The sequence below is a fragment of the Idiomarina sp. OXR-189 genome, assembly GCF_034373425.1.
GTDB classification, from domain to species: domain Bacteria; phylum Pseudomonadota; class Gammaproteobacteria; order Enterobacterales; family Alteromonadaceae; genus Idiomarina; species Idiomarina zobellii.
In genome coordinates this window covers 58,053-76,894 of the sequence record NZ_CP139706.1, presented here as the reverse complement: position 1 = coordinate 76,894, position 18,842 = coordinate 58,053, and the positions used below count along the sequence as shown (strand labels likewise).

The 18,842-nt window shown below is 48.2% G+C and carries 15 protein-coding genes; 9 read left to right on the top strand and 6 right to left on the bottom strand.

The annotated features are described in order from the left end of the window. The first annotated feature begins 36 nt into the window (after positions 1 to 36). The 4 genes from def to trkA are packed head-to-tail and all read left to right on the top strand — an operon-like array spanning position 37 to position 4,206. Positions 37 to 561 carry a peptide deformylase gene (gene def, locus UM402_RS00350; RefSeq protein WP_058576478.1) on the top strand — a complete coding sequence of 175 codons (525 nt, stop codon included), beginning with the start codon at positions 37 to 39 and terminating at the stop codon, positions 559 to 561. After that, the gene (gene fmt / locus UM402_RS00345) at positions 561 to 1,508 is read left to right on the top strand and encodes a methionyl-tRNA formyltransferase (protein ID WP_058576477.1); all 948 of its coding nucleotides are present in this window, start codon (positions 561 to 563) and stop codon (positions 1,506 to 1,508) included. Before def ends, fmt begins: the two co-directional genes overlap by 1 nt. After that, positions 1,505 to 2,833: a 16S rRNA (cytosine(967)-C(5))-methyltransferase RsmB gene (rsmB, locus tag UM402_RS00340; protein ID WP_058576476.1), complete on the top strand. Its 1,329-nt coding sequence runs from the start codon at positions 1,505 to 1,507 to the stop codon at positions 2,831 to 2,833. The genes fmt and rsmB overlap by 4 nt, the downstream gene beginning before the upstream one ends. Then, positions 2,830 to 4,206, top strand: a complete 1,377-nt coding sequence (trkA, locus tag UM402_RS00335) for a Trk system potassium transporter TrkA (protein ID WP_058576475.1) — start codon at positions 2,830 to 2,832, stop codon at positions 4,204 to 4,206. Before rsmB ends, trkA begins: the two co-directional genes overlap by 4 nt. On the opposite strand, the gene UM402_RS00330 is transcribed toward trkA, so the two are convergent. Genes UM402_RS00330 through UM402_RS00320 form a run of 3 tightly spaced genes read right to left on the bottom strand, consistent with a single transcriptional unit; the run spans position 4,203 to position 8,199 of the window. Beyond that, on the bottom strand, positions 4,203 to 4,829 hold the full coding sequence (locus UM402_RS00330; protein WP_058576474.1) for a YigZ family protein: 627 nt from the start codon (positions 4,827 to 4,829) through the stop codon (positions 4,203 to 4,205). The two genes, trkA and UM402_RS00330, sit on opposite strands and share 4 nt — an antisense overlap. 1 nt (position 4,830) lies before the next feature. Then, positions 4,831 to 6,180: a Xaa-Pro dipeptidase gene (gene pepQ, locus UM402_RS00325; RefSeq protein WP_058576473.1), complete on the bottom strand. Its 1,350-nt coding sequence runs from the start codon at positions 6,178 to 6,180 to the stop codon at positions 4,831 to 4,833. Positions 6,181 to 6,189: 9 nt separating this feature from the next. Further along, the gene (locus tag UM402_RS00320) at positions 6,190 to 8,199 is read right to left on the bottom strand and encodes a transglycosylase SLT domain-containing protein (RefSeq protein WP_322295363.1); all 2,010 of its coding nucleotides are present in this window, start codon (positions 8,197 to 8,199) and stop codon (positions 6,190 to 6,192) included. A gap of 87 nt (positions 8,200 to 8,286) precedes the next feature. Between UM402_RS00320 and fadB the strand changes: the two genes are divergently transcribed. The 3 genes from fadB to tusA all read left to right on the top strand — a co-directional run bounded on the left by fadB (position 8,287) and on the right by tusA (position 12,133). Further along, the gene (fadB, locus tag UM402_RS00315; protein ID WP_058576472.1) at positions 8,287 to 10,443 is read left to right on the top strand and encodes a fatty acid oxidation complex subunit alpha FadB; all 2,157 of its coding nucleotides are present in this window, start codon (positions 8,287 to 8,289) and stop codon (positions 10,441 to 10,443) included. Between the two features lie 20 nt (positions 10,444 to 10,463). Continuing rightward, positions 10,464 to 11,627 carry an acetyl-CoA C-acyltransferase FadA gene (fadA, locus tag UM402_RS00310; protein ID WP_053954106.1) on the top strand — a complete coding sequence of 388 codons (1,164 nt, stop codon included), beginning with the start codon at positions 10,464 to 10,466 and terminating at the stop codon, positions 11,625 to 11,627. Positions 11,628 to 11,893: 266 nt separating this feature from the next. Further along, positions 11,894 to 12,133 carry a sulfurtransferase TusA gene (tusA, locus tag UM402_RS00305; protein WP_058576471.1) on the top strand — a complete coding sequence of 80 codons (240 nt, stop codon included), beginning with the start codon at positions 11,894 to 11,896 and terminating at the stop codon, positions 12,131 to 12,133. Positions 12,134 to 12,151: 18 nt separating this feature from the next. Here the strand turns inward: tusA and UM402_RS00300 are convergent, their stop codons facing one another. Both UM402_RS00300 and UM402_RS00295 read right to left on the bottom strand, forming a co-directional pair. Then, the gene (locus UM402_RS00300) at positions 12,152 to 12,643 is read right to left on the bottom strand and encodes a GNAT family N-acetyltransferase (protein ID WP_058576470.1); all 492 of its coding nucleotides are present in this window, start codon (positions 12,641 to 12,643) and stop codon (positions 12,152 to 12,154) included. Between the two features lie 26 nt (positions 12,644 to 12,669). Then, complete coding sequence (locus UM402_RS00295) at positions 12,670 to 13,269, bottom strand: DNA-3-methyladenine glycosylase I (protein ID WP_053954103.1); 600 nt, start codon at positions 13,267 to 13,269, stop codon at positions 12,670 to 12,672. Between the two features lie 93 nt (positions 13,270 to 13,362). Between UM402_RS00295 and glyQ the strand changes: the two genes are divergently transcribed. Together glyQ and glyS are read left to right on the top strand one after the other, a co-directional pair. Beyond that, positions 13,363 to 14,274 (top strand): glycine--tRNA ligase subunit alpha, encoded by a 912-nt coding sequence (gene glyQ / locus UM402_RS00290; protein WP_058576469.1) that lies wholly within the window; start codon positions 13,363 to 13,365, stop codon positions 14,272 to 14,274. A 13-nt stretch (positions 14,275 to 14,287) separates the two neighbouring features. Beyond that, positions 14,288 to 16,354, top strand: coding sequence for a glycine--tRNA ligase subunit beta (gene glyS / locus UM402_RS00285; RefSeq protein ID WP_058576468.1), 2,067 nt, complete (start codon positions 14,288 to 14,290; stop codon positions 16,352 to 16,354). Positions 16,355 to 16,424: 70 nt separating this feature from the next. On the opposite strand, the gene gyrB is transcribed toward glyS, so the two are convergent. Next, entirely contained in the window at positions 16,425 to 18,842 is a 2,418-nt protein-coding gene (gyrB, locus tag UM402_RS00280; RefSeq protein WP_053954100.1) for a DNA topoisomerase (ATP-hydrolyzing) subunit B, read from the bottom strand.

Genomic DNA, 18,842 nt, shown 5'->3' with positions numbered 1-18,842 from the left:
GTAAACTATAGGGTAGATGAAGTTTTGGAGGTTTCTATGGCAAAAATGACAGTTCTTAAATATCCCGACGAACGTTTACGTAAAGTCGCACAACCAATTGCGAAAGTAGACGATTCTATCCGTGCGGTTATCGATGATATGTTCGAAACCATGTACGACGAACAAGGCGTAGGACTTGCGGCGACGCAAGTAGACGTGCACCAGCGCTTGTTTGTCGCTGACTGCAGCGAAGATCAAAATGAACCACTGGTTTTTATTAATCCGGAAATAACCAAGGCCGAAGGGCATTTTAAAAATGACGAGGGCTGCCTGTCGTTCCCGGGGGTTTACGCCAAAGTTGAGCGGGCCGAAACCATTACCGTAAAAGCGTTGGACAAAAATGGTGAAGAGTTCTCACTGAATGCAGAAGGCTTACTGGCTATTTGTATCCAGCACGAAATTGACCATTTAAATGGCAAGCTGTTTGTAGATTACCTATCGCCATTGAAACGTGAGCGCATTCGCAAGAAGCTTGAAAAAGAGCAGCGTTTAGCAGAGAAGTTTGCGTCGGAAGCCCAATAATGCGCATCGTTTTTGCCGGAACTCCTGACTTTGCGGCACAGCACTTGTCGCACCTTTTGGACACCGACTTTGATATTGTCGGTGTCTATACCCAACCTGATCGCCCTGCCGGGCGCGGGAAAAAATTACAACCTAGCGCCGTTAAGCAGCTGGCTGAAGCCAATCAGTTACCCGTCTTTCAGCCCGAGTCGCTGAAAACGGAGGAAGCACAGGAGCAGCTCCAGGCATTAAAACCGGATATCATGATTGTTGTCGCTTATGGTTTACTGTTGCCACAGGCGGCGCTCGATATTCCCGCCAAAGGCTGCCTGAATGTGCATGGCTCCCTGCTACCGAGATGGCGAGGCGCAGCCCCTATTCAACGAGCGGTATGGGCAGGTGATACAGAGTCAGGCGTTGCGGTTATGCAAATGGAAGCAGGGTTAGATACAGGTCCTGTACTACTGGAAAAGCGCTGCGTAATTGACCCTAACGAAACCTCCGCATCGCTGTATAAGAAGCTGGAAGCGCTTGGGCCACAAGCTTTAGTTGAAACACTAAGAGACCTAGATGCATATCAGGCGAACGCAACCGTTCAGGATGATACACAGGCCACTTATGCGAAAAAACTCAGCAAAGCAGAAGCGAAAATAGACTGGAATGAGTCTGCTGCTTTTATAGAACGATGTACTCGCGCATTTACTCCTTGGCCTGTCAGTTGGTGCGAGTCTGACCAGCTGGGTGAACAGAAAACCATTAAAATACTTGAAGCTGAAATTTCCCAAGGAGCAACCCGGGAGGCTCCCGGAACCATCGTACAAAGCTCCAATGACGGCATTGATGTCGCCACCGGAGACGGTGTTCTAAGAATTACTAAAGCGCAGATGCCGGGCAAGAAACCACAACCCGCGGCTACGCTGATAAACGGTTACGCCAAAGTATTTGCTGAAGGCCTACAGTTATCATGAGTGAGCCGAATAAAACCGAAAGTAAAGGCTCAGGAGCCGCGAGCCGAGCCGCCGCTGCCACTGCGCTTTTTCAGGTGTTGGAAAAAGGTGAGTCTCTATCGACCGCTTTACCCAATGCCACAGCAAAGCTTTCTGCGTCGGATAAACGCTTAGCAAGTGCAATAAGCTATGGTGTATTGCGTGTCCTGCCGACATTAAACAAATTAGTAGGCGCTAAGCTTCAGCAACCCCTTAAAGGTAAGCTTAAAATTCTGCATTATCTGTTGCTGGTCGGTGCTTATCAGCTCTATTGCCAGCGGATAAAAGACCATGCGGCCGTCAGCGCAACGGTTGAAGCGGCTGCCGTTTTAAAAAAGCGGAATAACAAAGCCTTGGTTAACGGGGTGTTACGCCAGCTGTTGCGAGAAGCGCCCGAGGCAAACGACAACTTTGAACGCCAATTACCTGAAGACAACAACCAAAACCACCCGCGCTGGCTGGTTCAGCAACTAGAAAACGACCACGGTAACAAGACAGAGGTTATTCTTCGGGAAAATAACCAGCATCCGCCAATGTGGCTGCGGGTCAATGAGCGGCAGTTTTCTCGTGATGATTATCTTCGTCAGCTGCAAGCCGAGGGCATAGAATCGGTTGCAGACCCTCAGGCCCGTAACGCCATTAGACTGTTAACCCCCTGCTCTGTTGATAAACTTCCCGGTTTCCACGAAGGTGCCGTTTCCGTACAAGATCGTTCCGCCCAACTTGCGGCAGATTACTTAAACGTGGACGCCAGTCATCGTGTTCTCGACTGTTGTGCAGCGCCGGGCGGTAAATTGTTACACCTGTTGGAAAGACACGCTTTCGATTTTCCCGTTCAAGCGGTTGAACTCGATGCAAACCGAATAGAACGCATTAAAGAGAACTTAACGCGTCAGCAGCTCTTCGCAGAGGTTCATTGCGCAGACGCAGCAGATACCTCTGCCTGGTGGGACGGTAAGCCCTTTGACCGTATATTATTAGATGCTCCCTGCTCGGCGACCGGCGTTATTCGTCGTCACCCCGATATCAAATGGCTGCGCCGCCAGAGCGACATAAGCGAGCTTGCAGAGCTTCAGGGCAAAATATTGAGGGCGTTATGGGAAACATTAGCGCCTGGCGGCGAACTTCTGTACGCGACGTGCTCTATATTACGAGATGAAAACCAAACGCAGGTTGAGGCTTTCCTAAAACAGCACAGCGATGCTACTCTCATACCCATAGAGGCGAATCGGGACATGTTGCAAATTCTACCCGGTGAAGCTGACGGCGACGGATTCTTTTACGCGAGACTCAAAAAAGCACAATGAAAATTATCATACTTGGGGTTGGTCAGGTTGGAGGCACGCTTGCTGAGAACTTAGTTGGCGAGCGCAACGATATTACCATTGTCGACACAAATGCCGATTTGCTAGACGACTTGCAGGACAAATATGATCTGCGTGTGGTAGCAGGAAATGGCGCTCACCCGGACGTTTTAAGGCGTGCGGGGGCAGACGACGCCGACCTACTTATTGCTGTAACCAGCAGCGATGAGACCAATATGATTGCCTGCCAGGTCGCGTACTCTATTTTCAATACACCAAAGAAAATTGCCCGGATTCGCTCAGAAGAATACATTCGCTACAAAGATCAGCTGTTTCACAACCAGGATGCGCCGGTCGATAACATCATTTCACCCGAGCAGCTCGTTACCAATTACATTAAGCGACTTATTGACTACCCCGGCGCTTTACAGGTTATGGAGTTTGCCGGTGGCCGTGCGTCTCTCGTTGCCGTAAAAGCCTATTATGGCGGTAAGCTGGTGGGGCATGCTATTTCCACCTTGCGCGAGCACATCCCCAATATCGACACCCGTGTCGCAGCCATTTACCGTCAAGGTAAGCCTATTCGCCCCACCGGAACAACGGTTATTGAAGCCGACGATGAAATATTCTTCATCGCGGATACCCGACACATTAGTACAGTCATGCAAGAGCTGCAAAAGCTTGAAGACAAGTATCGCCGAATTATGATTGTTGGCGGCGGTAATATTGGTGCAGGCTTAGCGAAGCAGCTTGAAAGTGATCATCGGGTTAAGCTGATTGAACGCTCGGAAGCGCGAGCTGAGGAGTTGTCGCAGCGCCTGGAGCACACCCTAATTTTCCGTGGTGATGCGTCTGACCAAAAGCTATTAGAAGAAGAACACGTTGAAGACATTGATGTTTTCATTGCCGTCACCAACGACGATGAAGCGAATATCATGTCGGCTATGCTGGCTAAACGTATGGGCGCTCGCAAAACCATGGTGCTTATTCAACGCAGCGCTTATGTCGATTTAGTGCAAGGCGGAGAAATTGATATTGCCATTTCGCCGCAACGGGCAACCGTGTCGGCATTACTGACTCATGTCCGTCGAGGCGATATTGTTAATGTTTACTCTCTGCGAAAAGGTGCTGCGGAAGCTATTGAAGCCATCGCGCACGGCGACGAAGACACCTCAAAAGTAGTTGGTAAGGCCATTAAAGACATCAAATTACCACCGGGTACGACCATTGGCGCAATTGTACGTGGTAACGAGGTGCTTATGGCACACAGTGAAACCATCATTCATTCGGACGACCACGTTATTCTGTTCTTACTGGATAAGAAGTACATTGATCAGGTTGAGCGAGTTTTCCAACCCAGTGCGATGTTCTTTTAATCGATGGGTTCATAAGGCCGCAGTTGCACACGCCCTTGTGTGGCGGCCTTTAGTTTTTCCTGTAGTTCATCAACCTTAGACGGCTCTATTCGTACTTCTTGTTTAATAATATCGCTGTATTCAGCTTCCCAAACCTCAGCGTCATAACGCTCAAAAAGCGGCTCAACAGCACCTTGGTCAGTATAGTCAAAATTGACTGAAAAAGGCTTTTTGAATATTAAGGTTTCGGCAGCCAAGTCAGGCAAAGCTTCAAGTACCGCATCTTTATAGGCTCGCTGAAGACCGCCTGTGCCTAATTTCGTTCCCCCAAAGTATCGAACAACCACAGCAGTTACCTGTCCTATACCGACGTCACACAGTGCCATCAACATAGGCCTGCCAGCCGTTCCAGAGGGCTCACCATCATCACTATAAGCATAACCGTTACTATCATTAGGGTGACCAAATACCGAAGCAGTGCAATAGTGGCTCGCTTTTGGGTAGCGCTTCTTAACTGACTCTTTGAAGTCGCTAGCTTCTTCAGGATTTTTCGCCGGGCTTATACACGCGATAAACCGACTGCCTTTCACTTCAATTTCTGCTTCAGCATCACTTATGGCAATTAAATAGCTCTCGTCTGACAACTTAACCCACCTTTAATTTAAAGTCTTTCAGCTCTGTTCGGCGCGTTAAGTTATCATTTTTTTCACGGTACACCACAATGTTATCTTCAATTCGAACGCCACCGAACGGGCGAAACTCTTCGACACGCTTCCAATTAATCAGGTGCTTCTTATTCGACGACGCCAGCTTATTCAGCAAAGGCTCAATAAAGTAAATGCCGGGCTCTATGGTGTAAACCTGCCTTGCCTCAACCGTTCGTGTTGTCCGCAGCGTGAGTTGACCTTTAGGTGACGGAATAGGAGTGCCCCGCTCATCAGCTTGCGCTGCGCCAACATCATGGACTTGTAAACCAAGTGGATGCCCTAAGCCATGCGGGAAAAAGACCGTTGTAATACCCTCTTCAATAATTTGCTCAGGACTACAACGAACAAAGCCAAACGCAAACAACAAATTGGCTATTTGTTCGTGAGCAAGCTTGTGCAAGTCAGGGAAACTGACACCAGGCTTCAACTTATCAATCAGCGCCAACGTAATCTGATCGACAGCCACAATGAGCTCTTCGTATTCGTTATGTTCGTACGACCAAGTCCGGGAAATATCTGCTGCGTATCCGCAAACCTCCGCGCCAGCATCAACGAGCATTGAGCGCAACGGTGTTTTATTTGCAGTAGCAAGCTGCCAGTGATGCAGCACACTGGCATTTTCATTCTGGCCAATAATGTGGCTGTACGGCACCTCGTTCTGGCCTTGCTTAGTTTCTGACATATAGCTCAGTAAGCACTCGAATTCAGAAGCACCCTCAGCAAAAGCCTCAGCTGCCGCTATGTGCCCTCGTGCGGCGAGTTCATTCGCCTCTTCTAAACAGGCAAGTTCGTAATCGGTTTTAAATAACCGGTGATAATGGAAAAAGTGTAATACCGGGTCTGGATTGATATTGTCAAAACCTAAAGCTTTAGCCACCTCGATATGCTCACCAATATAAGCGGCGTGCTTTTTGTCATAAGGTAACAGCGTTTCTATAGCTTCAGGTGTTTTTAAATGTTCCACGTGGAACGCCGCGGTCCAATCTTCAGACTCAACCGATTTAACGGTATGCCAAAAGTCATCAGCTGCCAGCAAAACCAAGGTCGGCTTTGTTTTTAGTTGAACGATAATCCAGGCGTTCGGTAATTGCGTTTCTGGACACCATGCTTTGAAGTGAGGGTTCGCTCTAAACGGGTAATTCATGTCATCCAGAAACCAGCGCTTTTGCTGACCTGAATGAATCGCGAGTAACTCTAAATTCTCTCTTTCTAACAAGCGTTCTGCACGCTTTTGCAATTCATCAATGTGGCTTTGAAACAACCGCCATAAACCGGCCGATGTGGTCATAAAGTCGTCCTATTCTGAACCAACAATTTTCATGTCTATCACGTCTTCAAATAAATTATCTTCTTTACCACCTAACATCCGATAAATCTGCTGATAACTTAATACCGCTTTAACGTAATCTCTTGTTTCATAATAGGGTATTGTTTCAATCCATGCATCTGCTTCCATAGGCTCTTCCGGCAGCCACTCTTTCACCCGGTAGTAGCCCGCGTTATAGCTCGCCGTTGCCAGTAACCAATTGTTTTCGAAACGATGCTTTAAGCGGCCTAAATAATAAGTGCCCAAACGCACATTAACGGACGGATTGTTCAGGCGTCGCCAATTGCCCTTTCCATCAAGCTTTTTAGCGGTACTTGGCAGTATTTGCATAAGCCCCCGCGCGCCCGCACTTGAATAGGCATCGTGTCGAAACGCACTTTCTCGCCGGGTTATTGCCAAAGCCCACTCTTCATCGATTCCTGCAGCTTGAGATGCTCGACTTAGAATATCCTGATAGGCCAATGGAAACCGAATACCCACTGCGTCAAAATGACCAATTTGCGCGAGTGTCCAAATGGCTTGATCGTGCCACCCCCACTCACTTGCCAAATACGCAGCAACTTTTTGCTCTTCACCGTCGAGTTGGGTCAGTAGATGGTTCCATTCTCTGCGAGCATCCACCCAACGTTCGAGCTGAATAAACTCGTAAGCCCGCTGGACACTGGGGTGACTGCGCACCTGCTCTAACTGAAGTACGCTTACTTCCAGCTTTTCCTGCTCGAGGCTAATAGGCTTTTGCAATCGCGCGGCCGCTAAAAAGCCATAATAATGACGCTCGTCTGATAAGTCCTCATAAAGCTCCTGCGCGACAAGCTCATTCCCAAGCTTTTCCTCACTACGCGCCAGCCAATAACGCCACTGGTTCCCTTGTTTTATGGCAATAGGCAACGCGTTGATAACCGTTCTTAGCCCTTCAAAATCATTATCCTTTAAATGCACCGCTAACCGCCACTGCAACACCCTTTCATTCAATGCTTCAGGTGGTACTCGCGAATGCCAAATTCTTGCTTCAGGGTGGTCATCTAAACTCAGCGCCACCGCAAATTCTTCGGCTATCTCAGCGAGTTGCTCATCATAAAAAGGGAGGCTGTCTTTCAGTTTTTTATAAGTCCTTAGAGCGATACTTTCATCTCGCCAAACCAGCTTTTTCAAACCAAAAGTCGCAATTTCGGCCTCTTTATTGGGGTAACGACCTTTAAACCAACTGCCATTCTCTAACGCAGCCGGCGAGTAACGCACCTTATGATAAAACTCGCCAAGATACTGCTGCAGTTCCGGAAGCAGGCCCGTCAGGTAGGGAACAAGCGTCGCATTACCACTGGTAGCCGCTAATCGCAGACGTTTCCAAACCAGCTCGTCTGTGCGTCCGCCTAACTCAGTCCATTCTTGTAATATCGGATCGCAGGCTTGAGGCAGAGAGAAGCCATGTTGCCAAATAGCATCGACCTGCCGCTTGAAGGGGCCGTCTTCTAAGCCCTGTTTACGGCGCGCATGAATAAACTGGCAGCGATGAGTGAGGGTTCCGGGGTGTCTAAAGTCGCGAATGAAGCGTTTGTGCTCGTCTTCGCCAGCCAGATAACTTAACCAGGGTTGGCGCAGCTGCCAATCCAGTGGCGTGCCTTCATAATCTTCAAGGAACTTTAACACTCTGTCTTCGTTGGCTAAGTAGCCCACCTGCTCCAGACGAGCAAGCTCCAGATAAGGTTTTAAAGGGTAGCCTTCAAGCTCTTTGAGTAACTGCCGGTACTCATTTAAACGCCCTCTTTTGGCTGCGTACTCTGCCTTTTTAAAGAGTTCTCGTTGCTGTTCCCGCTGCTCTGACCCCATCACTTCGGTAACCGCCGGCTCTGCATGCGAAAGCCCGCCTATAGCAACTGCGCAAGCGAAAATAAAAGGACGACTGTAACGTAGGATAAACGACTGCTTGTTCATTAATTCAAACGCATGTTTAAATAACCGTTGAAAAATTAGCGTATTCACGCCAAACTCTCTCTACCTTAACCCAAAGCTATAACAGAATCAGTTTCTTTACAGCAACAAATTAATGGAAGTCGTGGGAGACCCAAGATGATCTATCAAGGTGAAAGCATTCGGGTCGATTTTATCGAACCAGGTTTCGCAGAATTACAATTTGATGCGAAAGGCTCGGTTAATAAATTCGACCAGGCAACATTAGAAGAATTCAGCGAAGCGCTGACTAAATTACAAAACACGGACGACTTACGTGGCGTCATCGTGACCAGCAGCAAGTCGACCTTCATTGTCGGCGCTGACATTACCGAGTTCCTGACGCTTTTCTCTGATCAGGAAAAAACCCGCAGCTGGGTCGCAAAAGCATCGCGCGTATTTGACCAATTGGAAGACCTGCCAGTACCCACCGTTGGTGCGGTTAAAGGTTTCGCGTTAGGCGGTGGTTGTGAAGCACTATTAGCCTGTGACTACCGTGTAGCGGATACCACAGCGACTATTGGTCTGCCGGAAGTGAAACTGGGTCTTATTCCTGGCTTTGGTGGCACGATGCGTTTACCACGCGTTATTGGTCCAGACAACGCATTAGAGTGGATCACCACAGGTAAAAACAACAAAGCAGAAGACGCGCTTAAAGTTGGCGCTATTGATGCGATTGTTGAGCCAGAGAACCTGACAAAAGCGGCGCTGAATTTAGCGAAAGCTGCTGCTGCCGGCGAGCAAGACTGGAAAGCCAAGCGTCAGCCTAAGTTAGACCCACTGAAAGCTAACGACACCGAGTTAATGATGACGTTGGTGACCGCTAAAGGCTTGATTGCAGCCAAAGCCGGTAAACACTACCCAGCACCGCACAAGGCGTTAGAAGCGATTGAAAACGGTGCTCGCGAGCATCGCGAAGGCGCATTGAAAGCAGAAAACAACGCGTTTTTCGATCTGACTCAAACTGACGCGTGTCAGGCACAGGTTGGTATCTTCCTGGCCGATCAGGCCGTTAAAGGTAAGTCGAAGAAATACGCCAAAGCCGCAACCAAAGAAATCAAAACAGCAGGTGTTTTAGGCGCAGGTATTATGGGCGGCGGCATCGCTTACCAGTCTGCCTCGAAAGGCGTGCCGGCCGTGATGAAAGACATCAAGCAAGATGCCCTAGATCTGGGCATGAAAGAAGCTGGCAAGATCCTGAAAAAAGGCGTTGAGCGCGGTAAAGTGAGCAACGAGAAGATGATTAAAGTCTTGTCGTCTATCACCCCGACCTTGCTGAACGACGCCGTTAAAAACGTCGACATTGTGGTTGAAGCCGTTGTTGAGAACCCGAAAGTTAAAGGCTCAGTGCTGGCTGAAATTGAAGGCGTTATCGGTGACGACGCTATTTTAACGTCAAACACCTCAACCATTTCGATTACTGAATTAGCGAAGAACCTGAAGCGCCCTGAAAAATTCTGCGGCATGCATTTCTTTAACCCGGTACATAAGATGCCGCTGGTTGAGATTATTCGTGGTGAGAAAACCTCAGACGAAACGGTTAACGCTGTTGTAGCGTACGCACTGAAACTCGGCAAAACCCCTATCGTCGTTAATGACTGCCCTGGGTTCTTAGTGAACCGTGTACTCTTCCCTTACCTGGCAGGCTTTGCCGGTATGGTTGATGAAGGCATTGATTTCGTCGGCATCGACAAGGTTATGGAGAAGCAGTTCGGCTGGCCTATGGGTCCTGCGTACTTGAGCGACGTTGTCGGCATCGACACGGCGGATCATTGTACCGTTGTTATGGAAGCAGGCTTCCCTACCCGCATGAAGCGCGACACCTCAAGCGCTATTGCGAAGTTGGCAGCTGCTGAGCGTTACGGTCAGAAAAACGGTAAAGGCTTCTATGTTTACGGCACCGACAAAAAAGGTAAGCCAACCAAAGAAGCTGATCGGGCGACTTATGAGTTACTAGGCTGTGAACAAGGCAAAAAGCTGGACGCAGACGAAGTGATTGCTCGCTGCATGATCCCAATGGTGAACGAAGTGGTTCGCTGCCTGGAAGAAGACATCGTGGGCTCTGCGGCAGAAGCTGACATGGCACTGCTTTACGGTTTAGGTTTCCCTCCATTCCGTGGCGGCCCGTTCCGTTACCTGGAGACGGTAGGTATCGACAACTTTATTCAACTGGCAGACAAATACGCGCACCTGGGTGAAATTTACCAAGTAACTGACGGTATGCGCGAAATGGCTAAAGCCGGTAAATCTTACTTTGACACAACCAGCGCGAAGTAAGGCTTGAGGAGGTTATTAAAATGAAAGACATCGTCATTGTAGATTGTATTCGTACGCCAATGGGGCGTTCAAAAAATGGTGTTTTCCGCCATACTCGTGCCGAAGACCTCTCAGCTGCGCTGATGAAGGGCTTACTTGAGCGTAACCCGGAAGTTGACCCGGAAGAACTGGAAGACATTTACTGGGGTTGTGTACAGCAAACCTTAGAACAAGGCTTCAACATTGCGCGTAACTCAGCGTTAATTGCCGGCATTCCACACAAAGTAGCCGGTGTTACCGTTAACCGTCTGTGCGGCTCATCAATGCAGGCGTTGCACGACGCTACCCGCGCTATTATGAACGGCGACGGCGAGATCTTTATGGCCGGTGGTGTTGAGCACATGGGTCACGTACCAATGACTCACGGCATCGACTTTCACCCGGGCATGAATAAGTCTGTAGCAAAAGCTTCAGGCAGCATGGGTATGACAGCTGAATTGTTGTCTCGCAAGTTCGGTATTACCCGTGAACAACAAGACGAATTCGGCGCGCGCTCTCATAAGAAAGCGCACGAAGCGACTGTTGAAGGCCGCTTTGCGAAAGAGATTTACCCAATTAACGGCCACAATGCCGACGGCGAATTAGTGCGTGTGACAGAAGACGAAGTGATTCGTCCGGAAACCACCGCAGAAGGCCTGTCACAGCTTCGCCCGGTGTTTGACCCGGCCAACGGTACGGTAACCGCAGGTACATCGTCAGCCTTGTCTGACGGCGCAGCTGCCATGTTGGTTATGTCTGCTGATAAAGCCAAAGAACTGGGTCTGACGCCACGCGTTAAGATTCGCTCAATGGCCGTTGCAGGCTGCGATCCTTCCATTATGGGTTACGGCCCCGTTCCGGCAACTGAGAAAGCACTTAAACGTGCTGGTGTGTCTATTGACGACATCGACGTTGTTGAACTGAACGAAGCCTTTGCCGCACAGTCACTGCCTGTACTTAAAGGTTTAAAACTGTTCGACAAGATGGAAGAGAAAGTGAACCTGAACGGCGGTGCTATCGCTTTAGGTCACCCATTAGGCTGTTCCGGTGCTCGTATTTCAACGACGCTAATTAACCTGATGGAAGAGAAAAACGCGAAGCTTGGCTTAGCCACCATGTGCATTGGCCTTGGCCAGGGTATTGCTACTGTCTTCGAACGCGTTTAAAAGAAACAGCAAAACTAGAGCGGTTTAACACTTTAACTGCTCTGAGGAAGGGGGGAGCGAAGGCTCGCCCCTTTTTATTGTCAGGAAATACTCAGAAACACGCCGTGAACCCATCCCTGGGGGCTTGACTGCAGCCATCCATGGCTGCAGACAGTTTCTGAGTATTTCCCGCCAACAAACAGCGGTGCAATCCATCACTCCCCCCTCACCTCTTAGTCGCGAAAGTGTTAAACTCTCTGTTAATTCCACTTAATTTGCTAACGCTAATGACTCAAATTACCTGCGACAAAGAACTCGATACCCTTGGCCTTAAATGCCCGGAGCCCGTAATGTTAGTTCGTGCGGCTATTCGTAAAATGGAAGTTGGTGAGGTGTTACTGATTATTGCGGATGATCCCGCAACAACCCGGGATATTCCGGGCTTTTGCGAGTTTATGGAGCATGAACTAGTGGGCTCTGAAACCGAAGAGATGCCTTACCGCTACTGGGTTAGGAAATCCCACTAAAAGCCTGACGTTTAGGTATCAGGCTTTATCTTTATTTAAGTACATTTCCCAGAACTCAGCCTGTCCAACATCGCCCAGTTCATAAGCTTCAAACCCGAAGTTTTTGTAGGCCTGCTTGGCACGGTCATTGTTCTCAAGCACTTCCAGTGTCAGCTTCACGCAGCCACGGAATTCTGCCAGTGTTTTCACTTCTTCCAGCAGTTTACGCGCAACGCCCTGTCCCCGGTACTCTGGAATGACGGCTATGTCATGAATGTTCATTAGTGGCTTAGCTGCGAAAGTAGAAAAACCTTCCACACAGTTTGCAACGCCAACCGGGGTATCGCCATCGTAGGCCAGCAATGAAAATACATGGTCTCTTTTTGCCATTTCATCTATCAGGTTTTCTTTCACTTCGTCTGAGATACCTTCGCCGCCGCCCATTGGGTCTTTGGCATAAGCGTCGAGCATAGCGATAACCGCGCTGCGATGTTTGGGATTATTGTAATCCGCCAGTGTTATTTCAATCATTCTTCCTTCGCTCTTTTGACAACGTTCTATAACGTAAATTGTTTCATCTGTTTTACGACGGGCTCGTAACAATGACAACTGATAACATGGTCGTTAACCATACCAACTGCTTGCATAAAAGCATAGCAAATGGTGGGGCCAACGAACTTGAATCCCGCCTTTTTCAACGCTTTTGCCATTGTTCTCGAGGCTTCGGTTTCCGTGGGGATTTCCGCTTGTGTTTTGTACTTGTTAATAACGGGCTTTCCGCCAACAAAAGACCATAACCACTGTTCAAACTTAATACCCTGCTCTTCCAGCTTTAAATAAGCTTCAGCGTTGGTAAAAATGGCGTCTATTTTCTTCTTACTGCGAATAATATCACTATTGGTGTACAGCGCTTCTTTATCTTCGTCACTCATTGCCACAATAGCTTGTGGGTTAAAGTTTAAAAAAGCATTCTCGTAGCCAGCTTGTTTGCGCAAAATGGTTATCCAGCTGAGACCTGCTTGCTGCCCGTCCAGGCAAAGCTTAGCAAAGAGCTCTTGCGGGTCACTGACTGGTCTGCCCCAGACATTGTCGTGATAAGCTCGGTAATCGTCAGCAGATTCACACCATGAACACCGTTCTGGCGCATTATTTGTCATGTCATCCCCTATAACCAAGGCGCTTCAGAGGGTATAATCTACGCATATTTTTCGACCATCGGTCAACCACAAATAACAAAGCAGAGAAAGCGTATGTCGAAATACGATGTAAAAACCTTTCAGGGGCTTATTTTAGCCTTACAAGATTACTGGGCTCAGCAAGGCTGTGCGGTGGTGCAACCGCTCGATATGGAAGTGGGTGCAGGTACATTCCATCCCATGACATTCTTACGCTCTTTAGGGCCAGAGCCTGCCAGCTTTGCGTATGTGCAGCCCTGCCGCCGTCCAACAGACGGCCGCTACGGCGAAAACCCAAATCGTCTTCAGCACTATTACCAGTTTCAGGTCATTATGAAGCCGTCGCCCAAGGACATTCAGGAGCTTTATTTGGGCTCTCTGGAACTGTTGGGCTTTGATACGCTAACTCACGACATACGCTTTGTAGAAGATAACTGGGAATCGCCTACTCTGGGCGCCTGGGGCTTAGGCTGGGAAGTATGGCTCAATGGTATGGAAGTCACCCAATTCACCTACTTCCAGCAAGTGGGTGGTTTAGAGTGTCGCCCGGTTGCCGGCGAAATTACTTACGGCCTTGAACGCCTGGCAATGTACATTCAAGGCGTGGACAGCATTTACGACTTAGTTTGGACAGACGGCCCACGCGGTAAAATTCTATACCGCGACGTGTTCCATCAAAATGAGGTTGAGCAGTCGACTTATAACTTCGAGTATGCCGATGTCGATGTTCTTTTTCAGCGCTTTGAAGACTGTGAAAAAGAATGTGAATTACTCATAGAGAAAGCATTGCCACTTCCAGCTTACGAGCAAGTCATGCGAGCCTCTCATGCATTCAATTTGTTGGACGCCAGACACGCAATCTCCGTGACCGAAAGGCAACGTTATATATTGCGAGTACGTACCATGGCTAAGGCAGTTGCTGAAACTTATTATCAGGCACGAGAAGCATTAGGCTTCCCTCTGGCCGACACGAAAGCCGAAGACTAAGGAGAGCATAGCTGTGAATAAAGACAATTTACTGATTGAGTTAGGCACGGAAGAGCTTCCTCCAAAGGCTTTAAGAGCATTACGTGATAGTTTTAAGTCGGGCATACAAGCCGGTTTAGAATCGGCCGAGCTGTCTTTCGAGAGCATAGACGCTTATGCGACACCACGTCGTTTAGCGGTGCTTGTGAATCAGGTAGAGACAGAACAACAGGACAAAGTTGTAGAAAAACGAGGTCCTGCGGTTAACGTTGCCTTTGATGATGCAGGTAATCCGACCAAGGCAGCAGAAGGCTGGGCTCGCTCTAATGGCATTACGGTTGACCAGGCTGATCGCTTAAAGACCGATAAAGGCGAATGGCTACTTCATAAAGCAACGGTTAAAGGCCAGTCTTTAAAGCAGTTAGCGCAAGGGGTTATTGAGTCAGCGATTAAGACACTGCCTATTCCTAAGCCCATGCGCTGGGGAAACAGTACCGCTCAATTTATTCGTCCGGTACACACACTGACAGTCATGCTTGGTGATGAACTCATTGATGCCGAAGTATTGGAAACAAAAAGCGCTCGTTTTATTCAGGGGCATCGCTTCCATTCCAAAGAAGGTTTCGAGCTTGATCATGTCGACAACTACTTAAGCAATCTGCGTGCAGCGAAAGTGATCGCTAACTTCGAAGAGCGCATTGATATTATCCAGTCCGAAGTCACGCGCTTAGCAAGCGAACTTGGTGGTCGCGTTATTCAGGACGATGATTTAGTCGAAGAAGTGGCTGCATTAGTCGAATGGCCAGTTGCTTTAACAGCAAGTTTTGATAAAGGCTTTTTGGACGTACCTAAAGAGCCGCTTATTGTCACCATGAAAGATGACCAACGTTACTTCCCGGTCGAGGACGGTAACGGCCAGTTACTGCCGCAATTCATATTCATTACGAATATTGAAAGTCGCGACCCGCAGCAAATCATTCATGGCAACGAGAAAGTCATTCGCCCTCGCCTGGCTGACGCTCAGTTTTTCTTTGAGTCCGACAAGAAGCAGTCTCTTGAGTCGAGAGTCGCCAAACTCGATTCGGTTCTTTTCCAGAAGCAACTTGGCAGTATTGGCGACAAAGCTCGTCGTATCGCTAAATTGGCAGGAAAAATTGCGTCGCTTCTTAAAGCGGACGCTCAAGCAGCTAAACGCGCCGGTTTGCTGTGTAAGGCTGACTTGGTTTCCGATATGGTTTCAGAGTTCCCCGAAACTCAAGGCGTTATGGGTAAACACTACGCGCTTAATGATGGCGAAACTGCCAGAGTTGCAGAGGCTATAGAGCAACACTACTGGCCTCGTTTCTCGGGCGACCATTTACCCGAAAGCAAAGAAGCGTGCGCTGTTGCGCTTGCAGATAAGCTAGATACCCTAGTCGGTATTTTCGGTATTGGCCAAGTGCCAAAAGGTGACCGCGACCCATTCGCTCTGCGACGTGCTGCACTTGGACTTTTACGCACATTGGTTGAGCGTGATTTACCGCTCGACTTAAATGAGCTTTTAGCAGCCTCGGCCGAAGGTTTTGGAGACAAGCTGTCTAACCAAACGGTAAAAGCCGATGTCTTCGACTTCCTGCTGGGTCGTTTCCGTCCATGGTATCAAGAGCAAGGTATTTCCGTTGATGTCATTCAGGCGGTGCTTGCTCGCTCTCCGTCAAAACCGGTCGATTTCGACAAACGCGTTAAAGCCGTTGAAACGTTTAAATCGCTGGATTCAGCAGAGAGCTTAGCTGCCGCGAATAAACGCGTAGGTAATATACTGGCAAAATCTAAGGAATCGATAGACGGTAAGGTTCAACCAAACCTTTTAAACGAAGCCCCTGAAAAAGCTTTGTATCAGTTGCTAGACGAAACAGAGCAAACGGTTAAACCGCTCATTCAGGACGGTAACTACACCGATGCCCTGACGCAACTGTCTAATCTGAGAGAGCCTGTGGATGAGTTCTTCGAGCACGTTATGGTGAATGCTGAACAAGATGATATCCGGCTTAACCGCTTGAACTTGCTGTACCGTTTACGCCAATTGTTCCTGGAAATAGCGGATATTTCATTACTGCAATAACCGTTTAATAGACAAAGAAAAAGGCGGCTCCGGAAACGGAAGCCGCCTTTTTTGTATCATTACTAACTGACTAAACGTCCAAGTTTGCCACTTTAAGAGCATTAGACTCAATAAATGCTCGACGTGGTTCTACTTCATCACCCATGAGGGTTGTGAATAGTTGGTCTGCGCCAATCGCGTCTTCAATAGTTACTTGAAGCATGCGACGCGTTTCAGGATCCATAGTGGTTTCCCAAAGCTGATCCGGGTTCATCTCGCCCAAACCTTTGTAGCGCTGTACGTACATGCCTCGTTTGGATTCACTAATCAGCCATTCTACGGCATCGACGAAATGCGACACTGGCTGTTTCTTCTCACCACGCAAGACATAACCGCCCTCTTCAACTAAAGAGTCAATTTCTTCACCCAAGGTGACAATTTGCTCGTAGTCTTTGGACATTAAGAACTCGTAATTTAGCGGGTAATCGGTATCGACACCATGCTGGCGAATGGTCGTTGTCGGTAACCACATCTTACGCTCTTCGTCTTCATGCAAAGAGATAGTATAAGTGGCTGAATCAACTTCGCGAGCGGTTAGGTCATCATTAAGTGTCTTAACCCAGCCTTCCATGTAGCTTTGGTCTTTCAAGCGCTCATCCGTTAAACGAGGCGCATAGAATAAACGCTGCAGGAACTTCTCAGGCATACGACGACTTAGCCGCTTAATGTTTTCTTGTGCCATTTGGTAGCCGTTTACTAAGGTTTCCAAACGCTCGCCCGAAATACCCGGAGCAGTCTCGTTCACATGCAAAGATGCATTATCTAACGCAAGGCTGGTCAAATAACGAATAAGTGCTGGGTCATCTTTTATGTAGACTTCCTGTTTGCCCTTTTTCACTTTATAAAGCGGTGGCTGAGCAATATAAATATAACCACGCTCAATAATTTCCGGCATTTGGCGGTAGAAAAACGTCAGTAGCAATGTGCGAATGTGAGAGCCGTCAACATCCGCATCGGTCATGATAATAATTCGGTGGTAGCGGGTTTTATCCGGGTCATATTCATCTCGACCAATGCCGCAACCCATAGCCGTTATCAACGTTCCTACTTCCGCCGACGACAGCATCTTATCAAAGCGTGCTTTTTCAACGTTCAGAATTTTACCCTTAAGCGGCAGTATTGCTTGGTTCTTACGGTTACGACCTTGCTTCGCAGAACCACCTGCCGAGTCACCCTCCACAATATAGAGTTCAGAAAGTGCCGGGTCTTTTTCCTGACAATCAGCTAGCTTGCCTGGCAAGCCAGCGATATCTAACGCACCTTTACGACGTGTCATTTCGCGGGCTTTTCGCGCAGCCTCTCGCGCTCGAGCGGCATCAATAATCTTATTAATAATAAGCTTCGATTCGGTTGGGTTTTCTAACAAGTAGTCCGCCAACTGCTCGTTCATTGCTTGCTCAACCGCTGATTTCACCTCAGAAGACACGAGTTTGTCTTTAGTTTGTGATGAAAACTTAGGGTCTGGTACTTTCACAGAAATAATAGCGGTCAAACCTTCGCGAGCATCATCACCCGTCGCTGAGGTTTTTGTCTTCTTAGTGAAGCCTTCTTTTTCCATGTAAGCATTCAATGTACGCGTCAAAGCTGCACGGAAACCCGCTAAGTGAGTACCACCGTCGCGCTGTGGAATGTTGTTCGTAAAGCAATAAATATTCTCTTGGAAAGAGTCATTCCACTGCATACTTACTTCAACGGATATACCGTCTTCTCGTTCCGCCGCAAAGTGGAATGCTTTCTCATGAATAGGCGTTTTATTCTGGTTTAAGTAATTAACAAAAGCGGCAATACCGCCTTCGTATTTAAATAAATCTTCACGGTCATCGCGCTCGTCACGTAAACGAATACCAACGCCAGAGTTTAGGAATGACAATTCGCGTAAACGTTTGGCCAAAATGTCGTAATGAAAAACAGTGTCACTGAAGGTTTCAGCACTTGGCCAAAAACGCAGTTCAGTACCTGTTGAGTCGGTATCGCCAATAGGTTTAACGTCGCTTTCAGGTTCACCCATATGATAGGTTTGTTCATAAACCTTACCCTGACGACGAATGGTTAACTGCAGCTTTTCAGACAGTGCGTTAACGACTGAGACACCAACACCGTGTAAACCGCCCGATACTTTATACGAGTTATCGTCAAATTTACCACCAGCATGAAGTACGGTCATAATAACTTGAGCGGCCGACACACCCTCTTCTTCATGAATGTCGACAGGAATTCCACGGCCATCATCTTTTACTGACACGGAACCGTCAGAATGAATAGTGACGAGAATTTCTGAACAATGCCCAGCCAAAGCCTCATCGATAGAGTTATCGACAACCTCAAAAACCATGTGATGCAGACCTGTGCCATCGTCCGTATCGCCAATATACATCCCTGGACGTTTACGAACTGCATCCAATCCTTTAAGGACCTTTATACTCGATGAACCGTAGTTATTTTCTTCCAT